21 protein-coding genes and 1 riboswitch are annotated in these 25506 nt (G+C 61.0%); of the genes, 15 read left to right on the forward strand and 6 right to left on the reverse strand.

Features of this window, described 5'->3' with window-relative positions:
* Positions 1-58: 58 nt before the first annotated feature.
* Both msbA and hldE read left to right on the forward strand, forming a co-directional pair.
* Complete coding sequence (gene msbA / locus PMI28_RS03480; protein ID WP_007991526.1) at positions 59-1861, forward strand: lipid A export permease/ATP-binding protein MsbA; 1803 nt, start codon at positions 59-61, stop codon at positions 1859-1861.
* A gap of 168 nt (positions 1862-2029) precedes the next feature.
* Positions 2030-3454: a bifunctional D-glycero-beta-D-manno-heptose-7-phosphate kinase/D-glycero-beta-D-manno-heptose 1-phosphate adenylyltransferase HldE gene (gene hldE, locus PMI28_RS03475; RefSeq protein ID WP_007991528.1), complete on the forward strand. Its 1425-nt coding sequence runs from the start codon at positions 2030-2032 to the stop codon at positions 3452-3454.
* A 201-nt stretch (positions 3455-3655) separates the two neighbouring features.
* Here hldE and PMI28_RS03470 read toward each other — a convergent pair whose 3' ends face one another.
* From PMI28_RS03470 to PMI28_RS03455, 4 genes are all read right to left on the reverse strand, one after another.
* Entirely contained in the window at positions 3656-4621 is a 966-nt protein-coding gene (locus PMI28_RS03470; RefSeq protein ID WP_007991530.1) for a hypothetical protein, read from the reverse strand.
* A gap of 32 nt (positions 4622-4653) precedes the next feature.
* A complete protein-coding gene (locus tag PMI28_RS03465; RefSeq protein WP_007991532.1) occupies positions 4654-5466 on the reverse strand; it encodes an aldo/keto reductase in 813 nt (270 codons plus the stop codon).
* Positions 5463-6638, reverse strand: coding sequence for an NAD(P)/FAD-dependent oxidoreductase (locus PMI28_RS03460; protein WP_007991534.1), 1176 nt, complete (start codon positions 6636-6638; stop codon positions 5463-5465). The genes PMI28_RS03465 and PMI28_RS03460 overlap by 4 nt, the downstream gene beginning before the upstream one ends.
* Positions 6639-6819: 181 nt before the next feature.
* Entirely contained in the window at positions 6820-7152 is a 333-nt protein-coding gene (locus PMI28_RS03455) for a DMT family transporter (protein WP_007991536.1), read from the reverse strand.
* A 103-nt stretch (positions 7153-7255) separates the two neighbouring features.
* On the opposite strand from PMI28_RS03455, the gene PMI28_RS03450 reads away from it, so the two are divergent.
* Positions 7256-8158: a LysR family transcriptional regulator gene (locus PMI28_RS03450; protein WP_081501470.1), complete on the forward strand. Its 903-nt coding sequence runs from the start codon at positions 7256-7258 to the stop codon at positions 8156-8158.
* A gap of 11 nt (positions 8159-8169) precedes the next feature.
* Positions 8170-9450, forward strand: coding sequence for a lipid IV(A) 3-deoxy-D-manno-octulosonic acid transferase (gene waaA / locus PMI28_RS03445; RefSeq protein WP_007991541.1), 1281 nt, complete (start codon positions 8170-8172; stop codon positions 9448-9450).
* 160 nt (positions 9451-9610) lie between these two features.
* Here the strand turns inward: waaA and PMI28_RS03440 are convergent, their stop codons facing one another.
* A complete protein-coding gene (locus PMI28_RS03440) occupies positions 9611-11044 on the reverse strand; it encodes a TolC family outer membrane protein (RefSeq protein ID WP_007991543.1) in 1434 nt (477 codons plus the stop codon).
* Between the two features lie 205 nt (positions 11045-11249).
* Positions 11250-11355: riboswitch (TPP riboswitch) on the forward strand.
* A gap of 166 nt (positions 11356-11521) precedes the next feature.
* Here PMI28_RS03440 and thiC point away from each other — a divergent pair.
* Both thiC and cytX read left to right on the forward strand, forming a co-directional pair.
* Entirely contained in the window at positions 11522-13411 is a 1890-nt protein-coding gene (gene thiC, locus PMI28_RS03435) for a phosphomethylpyrimidine synthase ThiC (RefSeq protein ID WP_007991545.1), read from the forward strand.
* A 212-nt stretch (positions 13412-13623) separates the two neighbouring features.
* A complete protein-coding gene (gene cytX / locus PMI28_RS03430; RefSeq protein WP_007991547.1) occupies positions 13624-14916 on the forward strand; it encodes a putative hydroxymethylpyrimidine transporter CytX in 1293 nt (430 codons plus the stop codon).
* Here the strand turns inward: cytX and PMI28_RS03425 are convergent.
* Positions 14885-15631 (reverse strand): RsiV family protein, encoded by a 747-nt coding sequence (locus tag PMI28_RS03425; RefSeq protein ID WP_007991549.1) that lies wholly within the window; start codon positions 15629-15631, stop codon positions 14885-14887. The two genes, cytX and PMI28_RS03425, sit on opposite strands and share 32 nt — an antisense overlap.
* Positions 15632-15856: 225 nt before the next feature.
* Between PMI28_RS03425 and PMI28_RS03420 the strand changes: the two genes are divergently transcribed.
* The 9 genes from PMI28_RS03420 to PMI28_RS03380 all read left to right on the forward strand — a co-directional run bounded on the left by PMI28_RS03420 (position 15857) and on the right by PMI28_RS03380 (position 25308).
* On the forward strand, positions 15857-16474 hold the full coding sequence (locus PMI28_RS03420; RefSeq protein ID WP_007991550.1) for an NUDIX domain-containing protein: 618 nt from the start codon (positions 15857-15859) through the stop codon (positions 16472-16474).
* On the forward strand, positions 16465-16917 hold the full coding sequence (locus tag PMI28_RS03415; RefSeq protein ID WP_007977461.1) for a DUF1249 domain-containing protein: 453 nt from the start codon (positions 16465-16467) through the stop codon (positions 16915-16917). Before PMI28_RS03420 ends, PMI28_RS03415 begins: the two co-directional genes overlap by 10 nt.
* A 112-nt stretch (positions 16918-17029) precedes the next feature.
* A complete protein-coding gene (gene cpdA / locus PMI28_RS03410; RefSeq protein ID WP_007991552.1) occupies positions 17030-17845 on the forward strand; it encodes a 3',5'-cyclic-AMP phosphodiesterase in 816 nt (271 codons plus the stop codon).
* 203 nt (positions 17846-18048) lie between these two features.
* A complete protein-coding gene (locus PMI28_RS03405; RefSeq protein WP_007991554.1) occupies positions 18049-18657 on the forward strand; it encodes a YqiA/YcfP family alpha/beta fold hydrolase in 609 nt (202 codons plus the stop codon).
* Between the two features lie 72 nt (positions 18658-18729).
* A complete protein-coding gene (parE, locus tag PMI28_RS03400) occupies positions 18730-20634 on the forward strand; it encodes a DNA topoisomerase IV subunit B (protein WP_007991557.1) in 1905 nt (634 codons plus the stop codon).
* Positions 20634-21623 carry an esterase-like activity of phytase family protein gene (locus tag PMI28_RS03395; protein ID WP_007991559.1) on the forward strand — a complete coding sequence of 330 codons (990 nt, stop codon included), beginning with the start codon at positions 20634-20636 and terminating at the stop codon, positions 21621-21623. The genes parE and PMI28_RS03395 overlap by 1 nt, the downstream gene beginning before the upstream one ends.
* Positions 21620-22144 carry a retropepsin-like aspartic protease family protein gene (locus PMI28_RS03390; RefSeq protein WP_007991560.1) on the forward strand — a complete coding sequence of 175 codons (525 nt, stop codon included), beginning with the start codon at positions 21620-21622 and terminating at the stop codon, positions 22142-22144. The genes PMI28_RS03395 and PMI28_RS03390 overlap by 4 nt, the downstream gene beginning before the upstream one ends.
* A 7-nt stretch (positions 22145-22151) precedes the next feature.
* A complete protein-coding gene (gene parC, locus PMI28_RS03385) occupies positions 22152-24419 on the forward strand; it encodes a DNA topoisomerase IV subunit A (RefSeq protein ID WP_007991562.1) in 2268 nt (755 codons plus the stop codon).
* 175 nt (positions 24420-24594) lie between these two features.
* The gene (locus PMI28_RS03380) at positions 24595-25308 is read left to right on the forward strand and encodes a PqiC family protein (protein WP_007991563.1); all 714 of its coding nucleotides are present in this window, start codon (positions 24595-24597) and stop codon (positions 25306-25308) included.
* Positions 25309-25506 lie beyond the last annotated feature (198 nt).

The following is a 25506-nucleotide window of genomic DNA, read 5'->3' on the forward strand; positions in this document are numbered from 1 at the left end:
CAGAACCCTGAGGAAGCTGTGCTAAAGTCAGCGTCCTTTTCATCGACATTCGCGTGATATGACCGACTCCAGTCTCTCCGCAAGCCCATCGAGCTTGAAAATCTACTTCCGCCTGCTCGGCTATGTCCGGCCGTACATCAGCCTGTTCCTGATCAGCATCGTCGGTTTTCTGATTTTCGCTTCGACGCAGCCAATGCTGGGCTACATCCTCAAGTACTTCGTCGACGGTCTATCCAACCCTGAAGCGGCCTTGTTTCCAACCGTGCCCTATCTGCGGGATCTGCAACTGCTGCAGGCGGTGCCGCTGTTGATCATCCTGATCGCCGCGTGGCAGGGGTTGGGGTCGTATCTGGGCAACTATTTCCTGGCCAAGGTTTCCCTGGGCCTGGTCCATGACTTGCGGGTCCAGTTGTTCAACAACCTGCTGGTGTTGCCAAACCGGTATTTCGACAAGCATAACTCGGGGCACCTGATTTCACGCATCACCTTCAACGTGACTATGGTCACGGGGGCGGCAACAGATGCGATCAAGGTCGTTATTCGTGAAGGCATGACAGTGATCTTCCTGTTTGCCTCGCTGCTGTTCATGAACTGGCGCCTGACGCTGGTCATGGTCGCCATCCTGCCGCTGATCGCCATCATGGTGCGCACCGCCAGCAAGAAATTCCGCAAGCAGAGCAAGAAAATCCAGCTGGCGATGGGCGACGTGACACACGTGGCCTCGGAAACCATCCAGGGCTATCGCGTGGTGCGCAGTTTTGGCGGTGAAGCCTATGAAGAGAAGCGCTTCTTCGACGCCAGCCAGGGCAATACCGACAAGCAATTGCGCATGACCCGTACCGGCGCCATCTACACACCGCTGCTGCAATTGGTGATCTACACCGCCATGGCCGTGCTGATGTTCCTGGTGTTGTTCCTGCGGGGTGATGCGTCTGCCGGCGACATGGTGGCCTACATCACCCTGGCCGGTCTGCTGCCCAAGCCGATTCGCCAGCTGTCCGAAGTCAGCTCGACCATCCAGAAGGGGGTGGCCGGTGCCGAAAGTATCTTCGAGCAACTGGATGTCGAGCCTGAAGTCGATACCGGCACCGTCGAGCGTGATGTGGTCAGCGGTCGCCTGGACGTGCGCAACCTCAGCTTCACCTACCCTGACACCGAGCGTCAGGTGCTCAATGACATCAGTTTCTCGGTTGAGCCGGGGCAAATGGTGGCTCTGGTGGGCCGTTCCGGCAGCGGCAAGTCGACCCTGGCCAACCTGATTCCGCGTTTCTATCACCACGACAAGGGCGAAATCCTCATCGATGGCGTCGAAGTGGAACAGTACAAGTTGTTGAACCTGCGCCGGCATATTGCCCAGGTGACTCAGCACGTGACCCTGTTCAGCGACACTGTGGCCAACAACATCGCTTATGGCGACCTGGCCGGTGCCCCCCGTGAAGACATTGAAAAAGCAGCCAAAGATGCCTACGCGATGGACTTCATTGCGCAATTGCCTGAAGGCCTGGACACCCAGGTCGGGGAAAACGGCGTGCTGCTGTCCGGTGGCCAGCGTCAGCGCCTGGCGATTGCCCGGGCGCTGTTGAAGAATGCTCCGCTGCTGATTCTCGATGAGGCGACGTCGGCACTCGATACCGAGTCCGAGCGGCATATCCAGGCAGCGCTGGATCAGGTCATGAAAGGTCGCACCACGCTGGTGATCGCTCACCGCTTGTCGACCATCGAGAAGGCTGACCTGATCCTGGTCATGGACCAGGGGAAAATCGTCGAGCGCGGCACCCACGAGCAACTGCTGGCGCAAAACGGCTACTACTCGCGCCTCAACGCGATGGGCCTCGATGCCCCGGCCGAAGACATCGCCTGACCCCGAAAGGGCTCGCCCTTTCGCGAGGGTGCCGTCGTCTGGCGGGTCTTTATGCTCAAAAAATGAGCATAAAGACCCGGCAAATCATCCCGTTGCAGCCACCGCACAAGCCGACACCAACCCTGTGTTAATATCGCGCCCCTGTTCATTTTGTATGTGGGTTTCACCATGAAGTTGTCCATGCCGCGATTCGATCAAGCCCCTGTCTTGGTGGTCGGCGATGTCATGCTCGACCGTTACTGGCATGGTGGTACCTCACGGATTTCCCCTGAGGCACCGGTGCCGGTGGTCAAGGTCGATCACATCGAGGACCGCCCGGGCGGTGCTGCCAACGTTGCCTTGAACATTGCCGCCCTGGGGGCTCCGGCCTCGCTGGTCGGTGTGACCGGCGACGATGAAGCCGCCAACAGCCTGGTCAACAGCCTCAAGGGCGCTGGCGTGCGGGCTATCTTCCAGCGCATTGCGCACCAGCCGACCATCGTCAAGCTGCGGGTCATGAGCCGTCACCAGCAACTGCTGCGTATCGACTTCGAAGAGCCTTTCGCCACCGACGCGCTGGCGTTGGCGGCGCAGGTCGACGAGTTGCTTGAAGGCATCAAGGTGCTGGTGTTGTCCGACTACGGCAAAGGCGCGCTGAAAAACCATCAGGCGCTGATCCAGGCCGCCCGTGCCCGTGGCATTCCGGTGCTGGCCGATCCCAAGGGCAAGGATTTTTCGATCTACCGTGGTGCGAGCCTGATCACACCAAACCTCAACGAGTTCGAAACCATCGTCGGTGGTTGCGCCGATGAGCACGAGTTGGTGAGCAAGGGCGCGCAACTGATGCACGACCTGGACCTCGGTGCCTTGCTGGTGACCCGTGGCGAGCATGGCATGACCCTGCTGCGTCCGGATCACCCGGCGCTGCATTTGCCGGCCCGCGCCCGTGAAGTGTTCGACGTGACCGGTGCTGGCGATACGGTGATTTCCACCCTGGCGGCCGCGATTGCCGCTGGCGAAGAACTGCCCCACGCGGTGGCCCTGGCCAACCTGGCGGCGGGTATCGTGGTCGGCAAGCTTGGTACGGCGGCCATCAGTGCGCCGGAACTGCGTCGTGCGATTCAACGCGCGGAGGGTTCCGAGCGCGGTGTGCTGGGTCTTGAGCAGCTGTTGCTGGCGGTCGATGATGCGCGCGCGCATAACGAACGGATTGTCTTCACCAACGGTTGCTTCGACATCCTGCATGCAGGCCACGTGACCTATCTGGAGCAGGCGCGAGCCCAGGGCGATCGCCTGATCGTGGCGATCAACGACGATGCATCGGTCAGCCGCCTGAAAGGGCCGGGCCGTCCGATCAACAGCGTCGACCGGCGCATGGCGGTACTGGCCGGCCTGGGAGCGGTGGACTGGGTCATCAGTTTCCCGGAAGGCACCCCGGAAAACCTGCTGAGCGCGATCAAGCCGGACGTGCTGGTCAAGGGCGGCGACTACGGGATCGACCAGGTCGTCGGCGCGGACATCGTGACGGCCTATGGCGGTACCGTGAAAGTGCTGGGGCTGGTGGAAAACAGCTCGACCACCGCGATTGTCGAGAAGATCCGCAAGTCCGAGTAACGCTCGGGCTTTTTGTGGCGAGGGGGCTTGCTGTGGCGAGGGAGCTTGCTGTGGCGAGGGAGCTTGCTCCCGTTCGGCTGCGCAGCAGTCGTAAAATGGCTGGATGCAATTAACTCGAAAAAACCGCGCTGTATGGTTTTAGGGTCGCTTCGCAACCCAGCGGGAGCAAGCTCCCTCGCCACAAAAGCTTTTCTGCCTTTTCTATCGTGCCGCCTTGCGCGGCACCATCCTCTTCAGCAATTGCTTCGCTTTTCCGCGCAACCGCGCCAGCCCCGAATCCTTTCCCGGCGGCGTCAAACCCTGCTGCCTCACCCAGTCTTTCCAGCGAATTCGCTCATCCCTCACCAGCCAGCCTTCCTGTCGGGCAAAACTCTCGGCCAGGTACAATCCACGCGTGCTGGCCGGGCACAGCTGATCCTTTTTCAAGGTGTAGAGCTCAGCCATCGGGTGGCCGTCCTGCAAGGGCATCAAGTACAGATCGGGGCGCTTGCGGTCGAGGCGGGCGACGAGTTGATCGCCTTCCAGTCTTTCATCGACATGGAACAGGCTCAGGGATTTGGCGTCCTTGGGAACGTCCAGGCGCAAGTCGTAGATCAGTTGCAGCGACGCCGTTGGCAAATGCACGTAAGCCCGCGGGCGCTCCATCAGCATCAGGTTGGCGCAACGTACCGGCCGCGCCGAGCCGGACAATGGCGACAGGCGAAACGGCAGCGCTTCGCGGTAATGCAGGGCAGCCGAGTAGGGCGTCGGCAACCAGGTGTCATTGAACCGCCCACCGAGCCAGCCTTCGGGGGTTTCCAGAAGGCATTCTTCAGCAATCTCCTGGATCGCCGTGTGCAAGGGCAGGTTCAGCTCATGGGCCGGCACGTACCCGGAGATCAACTTGAGCACCACATCGCCACGGTCCTGCCGGCGTTGGCGCACCAACACCCAATAATCGCGATTCTGCCAATGCAGGGTCAGGCGCACCGAAACCCCGAGATTGGCCAGCTCCAGGGCAAACCGTTCGCTGTCGCCGACCGTCACCGGGCGACGACGTTGCAGGGTCTGGGAGAAATTCAGCGGCCTGCCGACGCTCTGATAAGCCAGGCCTTCGGGAGTCGCTTCGACGAATAACGGCAGGGTCTTGAAGTTGCTCGGGTTCTTTCTGATGAGCGTACGCGACATGTCGGCTCCTGCTTAAGGCCGCGTGGGCGGCATCAGTGGCTACGTAGGACCTGGGCAACGGTCGCGACATTGTGGGCGAGGTGCAGCGGGTTGATGGTCCCGACAATAGCACTGGCAACACCCGGATGTTCAAACAAAAGCTCGAAGCTGGCGCGCACCGGATCGATGCCCGGACTCAGGCATGCATGACCACTGGCGAGGGCTTTTTTGACCAGAATGGCTTTGCCGTGTGCAGCAGCATAGTCAATGACGGCCTTCTCGTTTTGCTCGTTCAGATTGTAGGTGACCATCGCGCAGTCACCTTGCTCCAGCGCCTTCAAACCGCCTTCGACGGTTTTGCCGGAAAAGCCGAAGCCACGAATCTTGCCTTCGGCCTTGAGCTCGGCGAGGGTGGCGTAGACTTCGCTGTCATTGAGGATCGCCAGGTCGTTACCGTCGGAATGCACCAGCACCAGGTCGATAAAGTCCGTTTCCAGTCGTTGCAGGCTTCGTTCCACCGACATACGTGTGTGGGCGGCGCTGAAATCGTGACGGGACTGGCCATCGGCAAATTCTTCGCCCACCTTGCTGACAATCACCCACTCCTGACGCTGGCCACGCAGTAATTGGCCGAGACGTTCTTCGCTGCGACCATAGGCCGGTGCGGTATCGATCAGGTTGATGCCCAGTTCGCGGGCGAGCTTGAGCAGCATGCGCGCTTCATCGTCATCGGGAATCCGGAAGCCGTTGGGGTACTTCACCCCTTGGTCGCGGCCCAGTTTCACCGTGCCCAGGCCCAGGGGTGAAACCAGCAGGCCGGTGCTGCCCAGCGGGCGGTGCAGGTCGTGCAGGGTCGCTTGGTTCATGGCAGCAGTTGCTCCCAGGCAGGTACGCCCATCGGCGGCTTCGGCAGTGCAGGCAGCGCTGCCGGGTGGCTTGGCTGGATGCCGTCGCGGGTCAGGCTGGCAATGACCCGGTCAGCGAAGTCCGGTGCCAGGGCGAGTTTGGTCGGCCAGCCCACCAGCAGGCGGCCTTCCTCGGCAACAAAGGCGTTGTCGGGGCGCGTCAGGCCTGATTGCAGCGGTTCGGCGCGATCCACGCGCAAGGTCGCCCATTGCACCGTGCTCAGGTCGATCCAGGGCAACAATTGGCCGAGTTCTTTCTGTGCGGTGGCGATTTGCTCGGCGGGCTCGCGGGTCACGCCTTCAGATTCCGCGATATCACCGCCCAGGTACCAGACCCATTGGCCATCCGCCGCCGGGTGCGTGGTCACGGTAATACGCGGCTTGGTGCCGCCACCCAGGCAGTGGGCGTATAGCGGTTTAAGACTCGGGCCCTTGGCAATGATCATGTGCAACGGGCGACGCTGCATGGCGGGCTGGCTCAGGCCCAGCGCTTCCAGCAATGCTGCTGTCCCGGCACCGGCGCTCAGGACGATGCGTTGGGCGCGGATTTCGCGCTCATCCACCCTCAGGCCGACCAGCACGCCATCTTCGAGCAACGGCTCGATTTTCTGCCCGGCGAGCAAACCGTCTTCCGCCAGAACGGCCAGGCGCTGGATCAGGCTCGGCACGTCGACCACCAGTTCCGCCAGGCGATAGACCTTGCCCTTGAAGCGTCTGTCTTGCAGGGCGGGCGGCAATTGCTCGCCCTTGACCTGATCGACGCGACCACGCACGGCTTTGCTGGCAAAGAAACTGGTGAGGTTGCCGGCGAGGGTGCCGGGGGACCACAGGTAATGGGCTTCGGACAGCAGGCGCACCCCGGACAGGTCCAGTTCGCCGTTACCGGCCAAGGCTTCGCGCCAGCGGCGCGGCATGTCGGCGATGGCTTCCGAGGCGCCAGTCAGGGCGCCATGCAGCGCGTATTTGGCGCCGCCGTGGATGATGCCCTGGGACTTCACGCTCTGCCCACCGCCGAGGCTGGCGTTTTCCACCAGTACGGTCGAAAAACCCTGGCGACGCAGGCGCGCATTCAGCCAGAGGCCGGCGACACCAGCGCCGACAATCAGAACGTCGGTGGAAATAACGGATGGCATGCAGCGACCTCTGTGTTCAAGACGAGGGCGCAGTATACAGACTCGAAGTGCAGGGGAGAGGTGAACGCAGAACCTGTGGGAGCGGGCTTGCTCGCGAAAGCGGTGGATCAGTCAATTCATGTGCGACTGACAGAGTGCATTCGCGAGCAAGCCCGCTCCCACAATGGACCTCACTTCGGGCTTAGTGCCCGGCGGTTTTGGAGAAGAGCTGGATGACTACGACGCCCAACACAATCAACGCCATCCCCATCATCGCCGGCACGTCCAGCTTCTGCCCATAGATAAACAATGCTGCAACGCTGACCATCACGATCCCCATGCCGGCCCACACGGCGTACGCCACACCCACCGGAACGCTGCGCACCACCAGGGTCAGCATCCAGAAGGCAATCCCGTAGCCGAGGATGACCAGCACTAGTGGCAGCGGGGTGCTGAGGCCCTTGACGGCTTTCATCGAAACAGTGGCAATCACTTCGGCGCAGATGGCTATGGCCAGGTAGTAGTAAGCGGTCATGGTTCAATCCTCGTGTGAAGTGTTGCTCTCTGAGGTCGGCATTCTAGTGATTCGCCAGATGCGGTAAAGTCATTACCTATCTGTTTGGAAGATGGGTTGAGCCATGAGCATGCAATGGAATCTGGAGCAGTTGCGGTTGTTTGTCAGCGTAGCGGAGCAGCGATCGTTTTCTGCCGTGGCGCGGGATCAGCGCAAGGCGCAGTCGGCGGTCAGCAGTTCGATAGCGTTGCTGGAGGAAGACCTGGGCGTCAGCCTGTTCGACCGCAGCAGCGGCCGTCAGCCGAAACTCACCGAAGCTGGCACCGCTTTGCTGGACGAAGCGCGGGAAGTATTGCGCCAGTGCGAACGACTCAACGGCCGGGCGTTGGCGATGATGCGCGGTCAGGAGGCACGACTGCGTGTGGCGCAGGACGAAGCGATGCCTTATCAGCCGATCATCGAAAGCTTCGAGGCCCTGGCGGAAAAATTCCCCAGCCTTGAAGTGCAACTGACCAGCGCTGCCCAGGGTGATGTCGCGCGCAAGCTGGTGGAGCGGCGCGCCGATCTGGGGTTGCTGTTCTTTCACGATCAGATTCCCGAGGCACTTGAGCGGCGGGTACTGGGCAGCGTGGAAATGGTCACGGTGTGCGGCAAGGATCATCCGTTGGCGGGCAAAGTCGCAGTGGATGGCCAACAATTGGCGCAACATCGGCAGTTGCTGATGTCCACGGAGTCGAGCATTTATCCCGGCAGTGATCCCGCCAGCCCGCAGGTCTGGCGCGCCGACAGCTTCTATGTGATGGCCGAATGGCTGGTGCGCGGCCTCGGCTGGGCCTGGTTGCCACGCCACGTGGTGCAATACCCGACCTATCAGAACCAGATGGTCGAACTGGTCAGCGAATGGACCCCGCCAGCCCTGGTGGTGGAACTGGTATGGCGCCGGGACGAGCCGCTCGGTCCGGCCGCGCGCTGGCTCGCCGAACGTTTTGCCGTGCACTTGCAGACGATTGGCGAAAAAAGCCGATAAACTCCGCCGCCATGAATAGAACTCTATACACCGCGCTGTTTTATCTGGGGCTGCCATTGGTAGCGATTCGGCTTTGGCTGCGCGCGCGCAAGGCGCCGGCGTATGCCAGGCGCATCGGCGAGCGCTTCTCCTGTGGGATGCCGGCGATGAAACCGGGCGGCATCTGGGTGCACGCCGTGTCGGTGGGCGAGAGCATTGCGGCCGCGCCGATGATCCGTGCCTTGCTGGCGCGCTACCCGAATCTGCCGATCACCGTGACCTGCATGACGCCGACCGGTTCGGAGCGCATCCTGGCCCTGTTTGCCAATGAGCCGCGCATCCAGCACTGCTATCTGCCTTACGATTTGCCGTGCGCCGCCCGGCGCTTCCTCGATCGGGTCCAGCCGAAACTGGCGGTGATCATGGAAACCGAGCTGTGGCCCAACCATATCCATCAATGTGCCAAACGCGGGATTCCCGTGGCGCTGGCCAATGCGCGACTGTCCGAGCGTTCGGCCAAGGGCTACGGCCGGTTCCGCGAGCTGACCCGGCCGATGCTGGCCGAGATGAGCCTGTTCGCGGTGCAGACAGAAGCCGAAGCCAAGCGCTTCCTTGAGCTGGGTGCGCGTTCGGAGACGGTCGAAGTGACCGGGTCGATCAAGTTCGACCTGACCATCGATCCGCAACTGTTCCGGCGCGCCGTTGAGCTGCGCGGGCAATGGCAAGCGCAGGAACGACCGGTGTGGATCGCTGCCAGTACCCATGACGGCGAAGACGAGGTGGTGCTGGCGGCTCATCGTCAGTTGTTGGCCAGTCACCCCGATGCCTTGCTGATTCTGGTGCCGCGGCATCCGGAACGCTTCAATTCGGTGTACGGGTTGTGCCAGCAGCAAGGGTTTGCCACGGTCCGGCGTTCCAGCGGCGATGCGGTCAGCGCGAATATTTCTGTGCTGCTTGGCGACACCATGGGCGAATTGCTGTTTCTCTACGCCCTGGCTGACAGTGCATTCGTCGGCGGCAGCCTGGTGCCGAACGGCGGGCATAACCTGCTGGAGCCGGCGGCCCTGGCCAAACCGGTGCTCAGTGGGCCGCATCTTTTCAACTTCCTCGAAATCGCCGCGCAGTTGCGCAGTGCCGGGGCGTTGCAGGAAGTGGAGGATGCCGAAGGGCTGGCAGTGGCGGTGCAGCGGCTGTTCGAGCTGCCGCGTGATGCACAGCGCATGGCAGAGGCCGGGTTGAAAGTGATGCGCGCCAATCAGGGGGCGTTGCAGCGGTTGCTGGATGGGTTGGGGCGGTTGATCGGCCGGGCTTGACCCCGTCACTGAGACATTGTGGCGAGGGAGCTTGCTCCCGCTGGGCTGCGAAGCAGCCCCAAAACCTGCAACCGCGTTTCTCCTGAAACACTGAGCCCGCAGAGTTTACGACTGCTTCGCAGTCGAGCGGGAGCAAGCTCCCTCGCCACCTGCAATTGCCTTAAGGACGAGACTTGAGTTGCTCGGCTGCCGCCTCGGCCAGGTCCGGTGGCAGGAAGTCCTTGTCCGGGTTGTAGTCGGGCTTGAGCCAGCGGGCCAGGTCCTGCAAATCCCCCGGGTTCAACGTGCCGGCCTGCTGCTTCAGGCGCAGGTTGTCGAGGATGTAGTCGTAGCGGGTGTTGTTGTAGTCGCGTACCGAGGTGTACAGCTGGCGCTGCGCATCCAGTACGTCGACGATGTTGCGTGTACCCACCTGGTAACCGATTTCCGTCGCTTCCACCGCGCTCTGGTTGGAGATGATCGACTGCTTGCGCGCTTGCACCTGCTCGACATCGGTGTTCACCGCACGGTGCAGGTCGCGGGTGTTTTCCACGATCTGCCGACGCAGGGCCTCGCGCTGCTGCTCGGTCTGGTCCAGCTGTGAATACGATTGACGTACCTGGGAGCTGATCAGGCCGCCGCTGTAGATCGGAATGTTCAGTTGCAGGCCGACGGTCGTTTGCGCGACGTTACCGCCATAGGGCTGGGACAGGTTGTTCGGGTTGCTGAAGCCCAGTGCATCGTTGTCGCCTTTCTCGTACTTGGCAACCGCGTCAACCGTTGGCAAGTGACCGGACTTGCGTTGCTTGAGGGTTTGCTCGGCGGCGCTGACGGCGTAGTTGCTCGCCAACAGATTGAGGTTCTGCCGGGCGGCCGTTTCGACCCAGGCTTTGGCATCGTTCGGTGCCGGCGGCAGGATCGGCAATTTATGGCTGATGCCCTGGATCGATTTGTACTGACGGTTAGTCAGGGTGATCAGGGCTTCGAAGGCGTCATCCACCTGGCGTTGCGCGACGATCCGGTTGGCGCGGGCAGTGTCATAGCTGGCTTGTGAGTTCAATACGTCGGTCTTGTCCGAGAGGCCGACATCGAAACGCTCCTTGGATTGATCGAGCTGGCGTTTGAACGCGGCTTCTTCGGCCTTCGTCGACGCCAGATTGTCCTGGCTGCGCAGCACGTTGAAATAGCTGTTGGCGGTTTGCAGGATCAGGTTTTGCTCGGTCGCCGAGAGTTGCAGGGCGGCCTGTTCGTTTACATCCTTGGCGGCCTGGAACTGGAACCAGCGATCGGCGCGGAACAAGGGTTGCGCCAGGGTGGCCTGGTACGAATGAGCATCGCGGTTCGTCGTGCTCGACGGTTGATCGAGCGACGTACGCACCTCGGCAATATCGGCACCGCCCGAAAGGTTTGGCAGCAAGCCGGCGCGAGCCTGGGGAACGACTTCTTTCTGTGCACCGTATTGGGCAATGGCGGCCGCCAGATCGGCGTTATTGTCCACGGCTTCCTGATAGACACTGACCAGATCCGTCTTGGTCGATAAGGGCGCTTCTGCTGCCCAGGCCATTCCATTTGACGCACAAGACACGGCAAGGGCCAGTGAGAGTTTGCGCAGCATAGACGATCCCTAGAATTGATATTACACAGGTAATTTGAGCGCCAAGGCTAAGGCGCTGCTTTGACAGCGTCAATGCATGGCTCAGCGTAGCGAGTGTAGTTGTGCATTCAGGCGGCAACAATCCTGGTACTGCTTGTAATTGCGCCATTCATCATGGTGTTTGCAGCGGGGTTGGCGTTCTTTGCCAGTTGTGTCTAGACTGGCCGGGTTCTTGTCGGGGTGCCTTGCTATGAGGCTGAGATCGAATAATTTCGGATCCCGTTGAACCTGATCAGGTTAGCGCCTGCGTAGGGAACAAGATTTCTCGTCACCCGGCGAGTCCTCTTGTGCTTCGTCCGGGATGTTGTTCGACAATCGAACACCCCTCGAGCACTGAGCACAGCACAGCTGGTTTTCCCAGCGCCCGTGCGTCCATTCGTTTACAGGTTCGCTCCGACAAAAAATCCACTGCCTGGATGTGTGTCTGGAGAGCCCGTGATGACTACAAAAGCAAAAATCGCCACCAACCTGAGTGACTCGGCCAAGGTCGATCAGCAATCGGTTCAGCCGTTTACCCGCTCGCAAAAAATCTATGTTCAGGGCTCCCGCCCGGACATCCTCGTGCCGATGCGCGAAATCAGCCTCGACGTGACACCGACCGACTTCGGTGGCGAGGTCAACGCACCGGTAGTGGTCTATGACACCTCGGGCCCGTACACCGACCCCAATGTCATCATCGATGTGCGTAAAGGTCTGGCCGATGTGCGCTCGCCCTGGATCGAAGCCCGTGGCGATACCGAGCGCCTTAGTGGCCTAAGCTCCAACTTCGGTCGCGAACGCCTCGCCGATCCGGAGCTGACCAAGCTGCGTTTCGCTCACGTCAACAACCCGCGCCGCGCCAAGCCGGGCGCCAACGTCAGCCAGATGCACTACGCGCGTAAAGGCATCATCACACCCGAGATGGAATTCGTCGCCATCCGCGAAAACATGAAGCTTGAAGTTGCCCGTGCGGCAGGTCTGCTTGACCAGCAGCACGCCGGCCACAGCTTCGGCGCCAGCGTACCGAAAATCATCACCCCCGAATTTGTCCGTGAAGAAATCGCCCGCGGCCGCGCGATCATTCCGGCCAACATCAACCACACCGAACTGGAACCGATGATCATCGGCCGTAACTTCCTGGTGAAGATCAACGGCAACATCGGCAACAGTGCCTTGGGTTCGTCCATCGAAGAAGAAGTGGCGAAACTGACCTGGGGTATTCGTTGGGGGGCGGACAACATCATGGACCTGTCCACCGGCAAGCATATTCACGAAACCCGTGAGTGGATCATCCGCAACTCGCCGGTGCCGATCGGTACCGTACCGATCTATCAGGCCTTGGAAAAAGTCGGCGGCGTCGCCGAAGACCTGACCTGGGAATTGTTCCGTGACACGCTGATCGAGCAGGCCGAGCAGGGTGTCGACTACTTCACTATCCACGCCGGTGTGTTGTTGCGCTACGTGCCAATGACCGCCAAGCGCGTGACAGGCATCGTGTCCCGTGGCGGTTCGATCATGGCCAAATGGTGCCTGGCGCACCACAAAGAGAACTTCACCTACACGCATTTCGAAGAGATCTGCGAAATCATGAAGGCCTACGACGTCAGCTTCTCGCTGGGCGATGGCCTGCGTCCGGGCTCGATTGCCGACGCCAACGACGAAGCGCAGTTCGGCGAACTGGAAACCCTTGGCGAGCTGACCAAAATCGCCTGGAAGCACGACGTGCAAACCATGATCGAAGGCCCGGGTCACGTGCCGATGCAGTTGATCAAGGAGAACATGGATAAGCAGCTCGAATGCTGCGACGAGGCGCCGTTCTACACCCTCGGCCCGCTGACCACCGACATCGCGCCGGGCTATGACCACATCACCTCCGGCATAGGTGCGGCGATGATCGGCTGGTTCGGTTGCGCCATGCTCTGCTACGTGACGCCAAAAGAACACCTGGGCCTGCCGAACAAGGATGACGTGAAGACCGGGATCATCACCTACAAGATCGCCGCGCATGCCGCCGATCTGGCGAAGGGTCACCCGGGTGCACAGATTCGCGACAATGCCTTGAGCAAGGCGCGCTTCGAATTCCGTTGGGAAGACCAGTTCAACCTGGGCCTCGATCCGGACACCGCCCGTTCGTATCACGATGAAACCCTGCCGAAGGATTCGGCCAAGGTCGCGCACTTCTGCTCGATGTGCGGGCCGAAATTCTGCTCGATGAAGATCACCCAGGAAGTCCGCGAATACGCGGCCAACCAACGGATCGAAGCGGTCGACGTGGACATCGCTCAAGGCATGGCCGAACAGGCCGAGCGCTTCAAGCAGGAAGGCAGTCAGCTGTACCAGAAAGTTTGATCTGACTGGCGCACTCAGGTGCGCCGCTTACCCTTGTGGCGAGGGAGCTTGCTCCCGCTCGGCTGCGAAGCAGTCGTAAAATCGGTCATTGCAACCTGACTGTCAGAATGCGGTGACTGGTTTTGGGTCTGCTTCGCAGACCAACGGGAGCAAGCTCCCTCGCCACAAAGGGTGGTTAACACAACAACAAATGTCCCTCTGAGATAACACCTTTGAGCATTCAACCCAGCACTTACTCCCCCGATATCGCGGTGCCGACCGACAAACGTGTGTTCGGCGGTCGTGACCTGTTTTCCCTGTGGTTTTCCCTCGGCATCGGCCTGATGGTCCTGCAGACCGGCGCATTGCTCGCGCCGGGCCTGGGCCTGTCGGGTTCGTTGCTGGCGATTTTTCTCGGTACGCTGGTCGGCGTACTACTGCTGGCGGCGGTCGGGGTGATTGGCAGTGACACCGGCCTGTCGTCGATGGCCGCGCTCAAGCTCAGCCTCGGCACGAAAGGCGCGAGCCTGCCGGCGGTGCTGAACCTGCTGCAACTGATCGGCTGGGGTTCGTTCGAAATCATCGTCATGCGCGATGCCGCCAGCCTGTTGGGTGCGAAGGCGTTCAGTGACGGCAGCCTGCTGTCCAATCCAGTGTTGTGGACACTGTTCTTCGGCGCACTGGCGACCCTGCTGGCCGTTAGCGGTCCATTGACGTTCGTCCGGCAGATCCTGCGCAAATGGGGCATCTGGCTGTTGCTGGCCGCGTGCACCTGGCTGACCTGGAACCTGTTCGCCAAGGCTGACCTGGCCGCGTTGTGGGCCCAGGCCGGTGACGGTTCGATGCCGTTCGCCGTGGGTTTCGACATCGCCATTGCCATGCCGCTCTCGTGGTTGCCGCTGATCGCCGACTATTCGCGCTTCGGCAAGCGGGCGAAAAACGTTTTCGGTGGCACCGCCATCGGTTTCTTCATCGGTAATTTCTGGCTGATGAGCCTGGGCGTGGCCTACACCCTGGCGTTCGCGCCGAGCGGTGAAGTCAATGCCTTGCTGCTGGCGCTGGCCGGTGCCGGCCTGGGGATTCCGCTGCTGCTGATTCTTCTGGATGAATCGGAAAACGCCTTTGCCGATATTCACTCGGCGGCGGTGTCCAGCGGGATTCTGTTGCGCGCCAAAGTCGAACACCTGGCCCTGGCTATCGGCGTCATCTGCACGCTGATTGCCCTGCTGGCGCCGTTGGCCCAGTACCAGAACTTCCTGCTGCTGATCGGTTCGGTGTTTGCACCGTTGTTCGGCGTGGTGCTGGTGGATCACTTCATCCTGCGCAAGCGCAGTGGAAAGGTGGCCTCGGCCGCACTGCGCTGGCCGGCGCTGCTGGCCTGGCTGGGTGGGATCAGCACTTACCATCTGCTCGCCAACCTGTATCCGGACGTTGGTGCAACCCTGCCGGCGCTGGTCCTGGCAGGGCTGCTGCAGCTGGTGCTGGGTCGGGCCTTCAGTTACGGCCGGGAAACAGCTCGGGCTTAATGATGCCGTTCAGGCGAGGGTAGGGGATCTTCAGTTCGACATGGCCCAGCGCGTAAGGCGCAATGCTGCTGGTTTCGTACTTGAGGATCACCCCGCCGTAGGTCAGTGCCACGTTCCGGGTTTTCTGGAACGGCCAGCTCTTCACGAACTCCGGTTCCTGATCGAGCTTGGTGCTGATCAGCCAGCTGTTGTGCGCCACCTGTGCGGCTTTCCAGAACGCTTCTTCCTGCCCCGGCACCAGCATGTCCGACAGCGTCAGCACTTTATGCTGCTGGCGCGAGTAGTTGATAAAACCTCGACCTGGCGTGCCATGGGCACCGCCGGTGTCCAGGTAACTGGACAATTCGACGATCACCAAGCCGTCATGCTGCTCACGTACCTTTGCTTGCAGATAGCTGCTGTTGCGCGGGCCGGCGGTGCGCAAAAACTCTTCGCGATAGGCCGCCAGGGTCGGGGCCACCGGGGCGTCGGGCGAGGTACGGGTCATTTGCAGCAGGCGTTTTTCGATGATGCCGTCCAGTGCAGGCTCGGCCGGGAAGTGCACGGTATCGATGTTGACCAGCGGGCAATCCGGGTTGCTGCAACCGGGCTTGAGCTGCTCGGAGGCATCGCGGGTGGTTTCCAGCGGCGTCCGGTAATTGGGCTGGAACAGGCTCGCGCAAGCGCCCAGGGTCAGGGCGATAGCGGCCACGGAGGCGATTTTGAAAAGCGACATGAGCGTCCTTTCTGAAACAGGGGAAGGCAAAAAGTTACCGGCTTCGACTCTCAACAAAGCAGTCAGTTCGCCACTAAGCTAATTAGAGTGGGTTTCGCCTTCACCGTCCATCCCGCTGACGGGAAAGGGGCTGCATCAAATGTCACGGGCGCGTTAGGATGGCGCGAAGTCGAGGCCCAGGAAAAAAGGAGCCTCGAACAGGATTTGCAGTAAAAGAGGATTGTCATGACGGATTTTGCCAACGCCATTCCGACCGCCGTTGATATCGTGCGGCGCGAAAAGTGCTACGAGGGCTTCTACAAACTCGAACGCGTGCACTTGCGCCACGAATTGTTCGCCGGGGGCATGAGCCGCGAGATCAATCGTGAAGTGTTCGTTCGCCATGACGCGGTCTGCATGCTGCCCTACGATCCGCAGCGCGATGAAGTAGTGCTGATCGAGCAGTTTCGCGTCGGTGCCATGGGCAAGACCGACAACCCGTGGCTGATCGAACTGGTCGCTGGTCTGATCGATAAGGATGAAGTACCGGAAGCAGTTGCTCACCGCGAGGCGCAGGAGGAAGCTGGGCTGGAAATCGGGGCGCTCTGGCCGATGCTCAAATACTTTCCATCGCCGGGCGGCAGCAACGAATTCGTGCATCTTTACCTGGGGCGTTGCGACACAACCGGGGTTGGCGGCCTGCATGGGCTGGAGGAAGAGGCAGAAGATATCCGCGTCACGGTCTGGGCTTTCGACGATGCCCTGCAAGCCGTGCGCGACGGGCGTATTGCCAACGCGGCGAGCATCATTGCCTTGCAATGGCTGGCTTTGAACCGCGTTGAAGTGAGGGGGCTATGGTCGTAAACAAGCTGCGCGATCGGTATCGGGTGGACCTGGTGGGGCTGCAAGCGTCCTGCGAGGCGAACTACGCGCGCCTGATGCGACTGCTGCCGGACATGCGCAGCGAGCCCGCCGCCCGGCGCATCGCCGTGACCCATGGCGACCAGATGCTCGGCGTGCTGGCCCTGGAAGTGCTGCTGACCTGTCCTTACACCACGACCCTGCAAGTGCGTCAGGAACACAGCCTGCCGTGGCTGCCGGTGCCGCAACTGGAAGTGCAGGTCTACCACGACGCACGCATGGCCGAAGTAGTCAGCGCCGAACATGCGCGACGCTTTCGCGGCATCTATCCTTACCCGAACGCCTCAATGCACCAGCCGGACGAAAAGGCCCAGCTGAACATGTTTCTGGGCGAATGGCTGAGCCATTGCCTGGCGTTGGGGCATGAGTACGAAGTCGTCCGTTAATTGAACAACGCAGTTGTGAACTGCGTCAGGTTCAACGGTTTCCCCTTTCGACCGTCCCCCAGCATAATTGCGGCACTTACCCATCCCCGCGATCACGCCCTGGGAGAACGCCTTGCCGAGCGTATCCATATTGACTACCGCCGATCCGGCGTTGCTGGTGCAACTCTCCGACAGCCACCTGTTTGCCGAAGCGGACGGCACGCTGTTGGGCATGAACACCCGCGACAGCCTGCAAAAAGTCATCGAGCTGGTGAGCGCGCAACAGCCGCAGATTGACTTGATCCTGGCCACGGGTGACCTGTCCCAGGACGGGACGCTTGCGTCGTACCAGCAATTTCGCGACATGACGCGCCAGTTGGATGCGCCGGCGCGCTGGATTCCCGGCAATCACGATGAACCGCAGGTCATGGCCGAGGCAGCGGTGCAGAGTGCTTTGCTCGAACCGGTGGTGGATATCGGTAACTGGCGGGTCACGATGCTCGATTCGGCCGTGCCGGGCTCGGTGCCGGGGTATTTGCAGGACGAACAGTTGCAGCTGCTCGCCCGCTCCTTGAGTGAAGCGCCGGAGCGTCATCATCTGGTGTGCTTCCACCATCACCCGGTTTCGATCGGTTGCGCGTGGATGGAGCCTATCGGTCTGCGCAATCCCGAGGCGTTTTTTGAAGTGCTGGATCGTTTTCCACAGGTGCGTGCCGTGCTGTGGGGGCATGTACACCAGGAAATCGATCAATTACGTAAGGATGTGCGTCTGATCGCTTCGCCGTCCACCTGCATCCAGTTCGAGCCCGATAGCGAGGACTTCAAGGTCGGAGAGCAGGCGCCGGGCTATCGCTGGTTGCGGTTGTTGCCCGACGGGCGGCTGGAAACCGGGGTGGAGCGGGTCACCGGGTTCGATTTCACTGTGGATTACGGCTCCAACGGCTACTGACTGTTCATTTTTCAGGTAGACCGAGGCGCGGCCTTCGCGAGCAAGCCCGCTCCCACAGGGGATTTGTGACCGACGCCAATCCCCTGTGGGAGCGGGCTTGCTCGCGAAGTCGTCTACACAGACGCCTTGAATTTCGCGGATATCCCCGATTCCCCAGAGTCCCTGTAAACTCCGTCTCTTTAGCCGACGTCCAGGGAGCTCAAATGTCCGGTTCGATCCTTTATATCCACGGCCTCAACAGCTCGCCGTTGTCGAAGAAGGCCTGCCAGTTGATCAACGTGATGGAGCGACTGGGCGTGAGCGAACACTTGCGAGTTCCGGCGTTGCACCATCACCCGCGCCAGGCTATCGCGCAACTGGAGCAGGCGATTGCCGAGCTGGGGCGGCCGCTGCTGGTCGGCAGCTCACTCGGCGGCTACTATGCCACTCACCTGGCCGAGCGCCATGGCTTGAAAGCCCTGTTGATCAACCCTGCCGTCAGCCCGCACCGGATGTTCGACGGCTATCTGGGAACGCAGAAAAACCTGTATACCGAAGAGACCTGGGAGTTGACCCCCGACCACGTGACGGCCCTGGCCGAGCTGGAAGTGCCGGCGCCCCAGGATCCGCAGCGTTATCAGGTGTGGTTGCAGACGGCTGACGAAACGCTGGACTATCGCCTCGCCCAGCAGTATTACCGGGCATGTGCCCTGCGTATCCAGGCTGGCGGCGACCACAGTTTTCAGGGGTTTGCCACGCAACTGCCAGCCTTGTTGAGTTTTGCCGGCATTGGCGCCGATTTGTATCAGGCGATTGATTTCACATCGCTTTGATGCAATGCCTGCTTTCATGGATTTCTTTTTTTCCGAACACTTTTTTTCACCGAACACTGACGACGAGACCCCATGGCCACTCCCAGCGCTAGCTCTTATAACGCAGACGCCATCGAAGTCCTCTCGGGCCTCGACCCGGTGCGCAAACGCCCCGGCATGTACACCGACACCAGTCGGCCGAACCACCTTGCCCAGGAAGTCATCGACAACAGTGTCGACGAAGCCTTGGCCGGGCATGCCAAATCGGTGCAGGTAATCCTGCATGCCGACCATTCCCTGGAAGTCAGCGATGACGGCCGTGGCATGCCGGTGGACATTCACCCCGAAGAAGGCGTGTCGGGCGTCGAACTGATCCTTACCAAGCTTCATGCCGGTGGCAAGTTTTCCAACAAGAACTACCAGTTCTCCGGCGGTCTGCACGGGGTGGGTATATCCGTGGTCAACGCCTTGTCCACCGAAGTGCGGGTGCGGGTCAAGCGTGACGGCAACGAATACCAGATGACCTTCAAGGATGGCTATAAGGCCACCGAGCTGGAAATCGTCGGCACAGTCGGCAAGCGCAACACCGGCACCAGCGTGTTCTTCGCGCCGGATCCGAAATACTTCGACTCCCCGAAATTCTCCATCAGCCGCCTCAAGCACGTGCTCAAGGCCAAGGCCGTGTTGTGCCCGGGGCTGCTGGTCAGCTTTGAAGACAAGGCCACCGGCGAGAAAGTCGAATGGCATTATGAAGACGGCCTGCGTTCCTACCTGGTGGATGCGGTCAGCGAATTCGAGCGCCTGCCGGACGAGCCGTTCTGCGGCAGCCTGGCCGGTAATAAAGAAGCGGTGGATTGGGCACTGCTGTGGCTGCCGGAAGGTGGCGACGCGGTGCAGGAAAGCTATGTCAACCTGATCCCGACCGCCCAGGGCGGCACCCACGTCAACGGCTTGCGCCAAGGCCTGCTCGACGCCATGCGCGAGTTCTGCGAATTCCGCAGCCTGTTGCCGCGCGGTGTGAAACTGGCGCCGGAAGACGTCTGGGAACGCATTGCCTTCGTGTTGTCGATGAAGATGCAGGAGCCGCAGTTCTCCGGCCAGACCAAGGAGCGCCTGTCGTCCCGTGAGGCGGCGGCGTTCGTCTCCGGTGTGGTCAAGGATGCGTTCAGCCTGTGGCTCAATGCCCACCCGGAAACCGGCATGCTGCTGGCGGAATTGGCAATCAACAACGCCGGCCGTCGTCTCAAGGCCAGCAAAAAGGTCGAGCGCAAGCGCATTACCCAGGGTCCGGCGCTGCCGGGCAAGCTGGCCGACTGCGCCGGACAGGATCCGATGCGTTCCGAGTTGTTCCTGGTGGAAGGTGATTCCGCCGGCGGCTCGGCCAAGCAGGCACGGGATAAAGAGTTCCAGGCGATCCTGCCGTTGCGCGGCAAGATCCTCAACACCTGGGAAGTCGACGGCAGCGAAGTGCTGGCCAGCCAGGAAGTGCACAACATCGCCGTGGCCATTGGCGTCGATCCGGGCGCGGCGGACATGAGCCAGCTGCGCTACGGCAAGATCTGCATCCTCGCCGACGCCGACTCCGACGGTCTGCACATTGCGACCCTGCTCTGCGCCTTGTTCGTCCAGCATTTCCGCCCGTTGGTGGATGCCGGTCATGTCTATGTCGCCATGCCCCCGCTGTACCGCATCGACCTGGGCAAGGAGATTTACTACGCTCTGGACGAAGCCGAACGCGATGGCATTCTTGATCGTCTGGTGGCCGAGAAGAAGCGTGGCAAGCCGCAGGTTACTCGATTCAAGGGGCTGGGTGAAATGAACCCGCCGCAGTTGCGTGAAACCACCATGGACCCGAACACCCGACGCCTGGTGCAACTGACCCTGGACGATTTCGAAGCAACCTCGGAAATCATGGACATGCTGCTGGCGAAGAAACGCGCCGGTGACCGCAAGAACTGGCTGGAGTCCAAGGGCAACCTGGCCGAGGTTCTGGGCTGATGCGCTTGGGCTTTGCCCTGGCCTGTGGGTTGCTGCTGACGTCGATCACGGTATCCGCCGAGCCGGCGCCACAGCTGCGCCTGTTGTCCGAGCATGTCGTCGACGGCATGCGCGGCGGCAACCTGTCCGGGCTGGCACAGTGCGGCAAAGATTTGTGGGCGGTTTCCGACCGCGACGATGATCAGATCTACCGCCTCGATACCAGTGAATCTGCCTGGCAGGCGGAAACGGTGCACATTGACGTACCGCCGGTGCCGGACAGCAGTTTGCCCTGGGGGCTGAAGTCTCGCGTTTGGGGGGCTTCGTTCGTGCGTGGCGGTAATCTGGACTTCGAAGGCATCACCTGCGACAGCGCCGGTAATCGTTATGTGGTCAGTGAAGGCCATGCCGCTGTCTTGCAAGTGCCACCAACGGGGCCTGCCTCCTGGTTGAAAATCTCGCCGATGCTGGTTCGCGAGGCGCGGGCCAGTGGCCTGCTGTTGCAATTCAACGCGCTGTTCGAAGGGCTGGCGATCAATCCGGCGGGTGATCAGATGTGGCTCGCCGCCGAGCGTCAAGGCCGCGGACTGCTAATGATCAAGCGCAAACAGACGTTGTGGGATTGCGACGGTGGCTGCGTGCTGCTGAGCGAGGCAGGCATGGAAATGCAGCCCGAGCAGTTTCCCCATGCCAAAGCTGCCCCGCGGGACTTCTCTGACCTGTCGCTGTTCAACGGCAAGCTGTTCACCCTTGAACGCAACGCCTACCAGATTTGCCGCCGGGATCCGCAGACAGCCAAGGTCGAGCGCTGCTGGTCGTACGCCGCCGAGTTGCTGCAGGAAAACCGTCGTTATCCACAGAACTATGGGCTGGAAGAAGCGTTGATCGTGGATGCCGATGGTGCCTGGATTGGTGTTGACAACAATTTTGGCGCCCGTGCCGATGGCGAAGTGCGTCCGGTGGTCTGGCGCTTCGCTGCACCGGAAGGTGGCTGGAGTGCCAAGCCATGAGCCGACAAACGCCGGGTCAGCGCATCGGTCGGGTGTTTATGGTACTGGCCTGGTGTGCCGCGCTGTTTCTGGCCACGCGGTTTTTTGGCCAATGGGAAGCGCGACAGCAAAATCCGAATGTGGTGGTCAGCTCGCAGCAGGGCGAAGGTTTCATTGAGGTGAAACTGGTCAGCAATGCCCAGGGGCATTTTGTCGCCAGTGGCCAGATCAACGGCCAGACGGTGGACTTCATGCTCGATACCGGGGCGACCGATGTGTCGATCCCGGCGGATCTGGCCAGGCGTTTGAAACTCGAAGAAGGATTCGGCGTGACCCTGAGCACGGCCAATGGCTTGAGCCAGGGCTATCGCACTCGTATCGAACGCCTGCAACTGGGCGACATCGTGCTACATGACGTGCGTGCATTGGTGGCGCCGGGACTGCATGGCGATCAGGTGTTGCTCGGCATGAGCGCACTGAACAAACTTGAATTTACCCAGCGCGGTGGCACCATGCTGCTGCGCCAGACAACGAACCGATGAGGCCCGCATGAGCGACTCCCTTGATCTCAGCCTGGACGGTGTAGAACGCCGGTCACTGGCTGACTTCACCGAAAATGCCTACCTCAACTACTCCATGTACGTGATCATGGACCGTGCCTTGCCGCATATCGGCGACGGTCTGAAACCGGTACAGCGGCGTATCGTCTACGCCATGAGCGAGCTGGGGCTGGACGCCGATTCCAAGCACAAGAAGTCGGCGCGTACCGTCGGTGACGTGCTCGGTAAGTTCCACCCCCACGGCGACTCGGCTTGCTACGAAGCCATGGTGCTGATGGCCCAGCCGTTCAGCTATCGCTACACGCTGGTCGACGGCCAGGGCAACTGGGGTGCGCCGGATGATCCCAAGTCCTTCGCCGCCATGCGTTACACCGAAGCGCGGCTGTCGCGTTATTCCGAAGTGCTGCTCAGCGAGCTGGGCCAGGGCACGGCAGACTGGGGCCCGAACTTCGACGGCACGCTGGACGAGCCGCTGGTCTTGCCGGCGCGTTTGCCGAACATTCTGCTCAACGGCACCACTGGCATCGCCGTGGGCATGGCCACCGACGTGCCGCCGCACAACCTGCGCGAAGTGGCCACGGCCTGCGTGCGTTTGCTCGATGAGCCCAAGGCCACGGTCGAACAGCTCTGCGAACACATCCAGGGCCCGGACTACCCGACCGAAGCGGAAATCATCACCCCGCGCGCCGACCTGCTGAAAATCTACGAAACCGGTCGCGGTTCGGTGCGCATGCGCGCCGTGTATCACATCGAAGACGGCGACATCATCGTCACCGCGCTGCCGCACCAGGTCTCGGGTGCCAAGGTGCTGGAGCAAATCGCCGCAATGATGCAGGCCAAGCCGTCCAAGGCCCCGCAAATTGCCGACCTGCGTGATGAGTCCGACCACGAAAACCCGTGCAGGATCGTGATCATTCCGGGGGCGCGGAAGAACTTCGACCACGATGCCTTGATGCAGCACCTGTTCGCCAGCACCGAGCTGGAGTCGAGCTACCGGGTCAACATCAACATCATCGGCCTGGACGGCAAGCCGCAGCTGAAAAACCTGCGCGCGTTGCTGGTTGAATGGCTGGAATTCCGGGTGCAGACCGTACGTCGTCGCCTGCAATTTCGCCTCGACAAGGTTGAGCGTCGCCTGCACCTGTTGGACGGTTTGTTGATTGCCTACCTCAACCTGGATGAAGTGATCCACATCATCCGTACCGAGGAGCAGCCACGGGCCAGGCTGATCGAACGCTTCGCCCTGAGCGAAATCCAGGCTGACTACATCCTCGACACCCGTCTGCGTCAGTTGGCGCGACTGGAAGAGATGAAGCTGCGTGCCGAGCAGGATGAACTGCTCAAGGAACAAGCCAAGCTGCAAGCCCTGCTGAGCAGCGAAGCCAAGTTGAAAAAACTGGTGCGCAGCGAACTGATCAAGGACGCTGAAACCTACGGTGATGACCGCCGGTCGCCTATTGTCGAGCGTGCCGAAGCCAAAGCCCTGACCGAGCACGATCTGCTGCCGAACGAGAAAGTGACGGTCGTGCTGTCGGAAAAAGGCTGGATTCGTTCCGCCAAAGGCCACGAGATCGATGCCACCGGGCTTTCCTACAAGGCCGGGGACGGTTTCAAGGCGCTGGCCGCCGGGCGTTCCAACCAGTTTGCCGTGTTTATCGACTCCACCGGCCGCAGTTATTCGGTGGCCGCCCACACCTTGCCGTCGGCCCGTGGCCAGGGCGAACCGCTGACCGGTCGCCTGACGCCGCCACCGGGAGCGAGTTTCGAATGCGTGCTGATGCCGGAAGACGATGCGCTGTACGTGATCGCCTCCGACGCCGGCTACGGTTTCGTGGTCAAGGGTGAAGACCTGCAGGCCAAGAACAAGGCGGGCAAGGCCCTGTTGAGCCTGCCGAACAACGCCAAGGTGATGCTGCCGCGCCCGGTGGCCGATCGTGAACAGAACTGGTTGGCGTCGGTGACTACCGAAGGTCGCCTGCTGATCTTTAAAATCAGCGACCTGCCACAATTAGGTAAAGGCAAAGGCAACAAGATCATCGGGATTCCCGGTGAGCGAGTCGCCAGTCGCGAAGAGTTTGTGACGGACATCGCCGTATTGCCGGACGGTGCAACACTGGTGTTGCAGGCCGGGAAACGTACCTTGTCGCTGAAAGCGGACGACCTCGAACACTACAAGGGTGAACGTGGCCGTCGTGGCAATAAATTGCCGCGTGGTTTCCAGCGGGTAGATGCGCTGCTCGTCGAAAACCCCAATTAGGTGACTTAGAAGCGCCGATCTACGATTTAACCCGTAGTTCGGCGCTTTGCGCTGGAGTCGGAACGCATATTCACGGATGATATGGCCTTTCAAGCGCCGGCACTGCCGCGCGTTCTTCATATTTGTTGAGTATTTTCACTGTGATCAGCCTTTTAGCGATCACCTGGATGGGACGATGACTGCTCTGCGCCTTCCTTTTATTCTTATGCTCGCCGGCATTCTTGGCCTGGCGGGCTGCAGCGTTCACCAACCGGTGTCGCTGTATCAGCTGGACGCTGGAAGTCCGGCTCAGCCTGCACAGAACGCGGGCATGGCGGTATTGTTGGGGCCGGTCACCGTGGCCGACTACCTGCAACGCGAAACCCTGTTGCAGCGTCAGCCGGATGGCAGCCTGCAAGCCTCGACCGACGGTCGTTGGGCTGGCAGCCTTTCGTCGGATATCGATCAACTGTTGCTCCGTCAGGTCGCAGGTCACCTGGACAGCCAGCGCGTAGTACTGGCCCCGGCTACAGTGGGTTTCACCCCGGATGTTCAGGTGCTGCTGACCATCACACGCCTGGATTCGGGTGAAAAACAACCGGCGATCCTCGATGCGCAATGGCGCCTGATCGACCGTCGCGGGCAGGTCCGCGACAACCGCATCATCCATTTGCAGGAACAGCATGCCGGTAGTACGGCGGCTCAGGTCCAGGCGCAGGGCGTGTTGCTGCAACGCCTGGCCGAGCAATTGTCTGTGGCACTCAAGCCACTGGCCAATCAGCCGCCGATCGCCGAAGTCCCGCGCAAACCGGCGGCCAAGCCGGCGGCGCCTGCAGTAGAACAGGAGAAGCAGCCGAAGATCCCGATGGCCGCGCCTGTTCGTACGGATATGGAAGTGTTCCGCTTCTGACCCTGGATGGATTTGAAACAAAGCCTGCATTGATGCGGGCTTTTTTGTTTCTGCAGGTGGGTTTGTAGCAGCTGCCGAGCCTGCGAGGCTGCGTTCGAGGACGAAGTCCTCGCAATCCGGTAACGCCGTTTGTCTGGCCGCGCCCATCGCCTGGCTTTACGACTGCTGCGCAGCCGAACGCAGCCTCGCGGGCTCGGC

The sequence above is a fragment of the Pseudomonas sp. GM48 genome (genome assembly GCF_000282335.1).
Lineage (GTDB): Bacteria > Pseudomonadota > Gammaproteobacteria > Pseudomonadales > Pseudomonadaceae > Aquipseudomonas.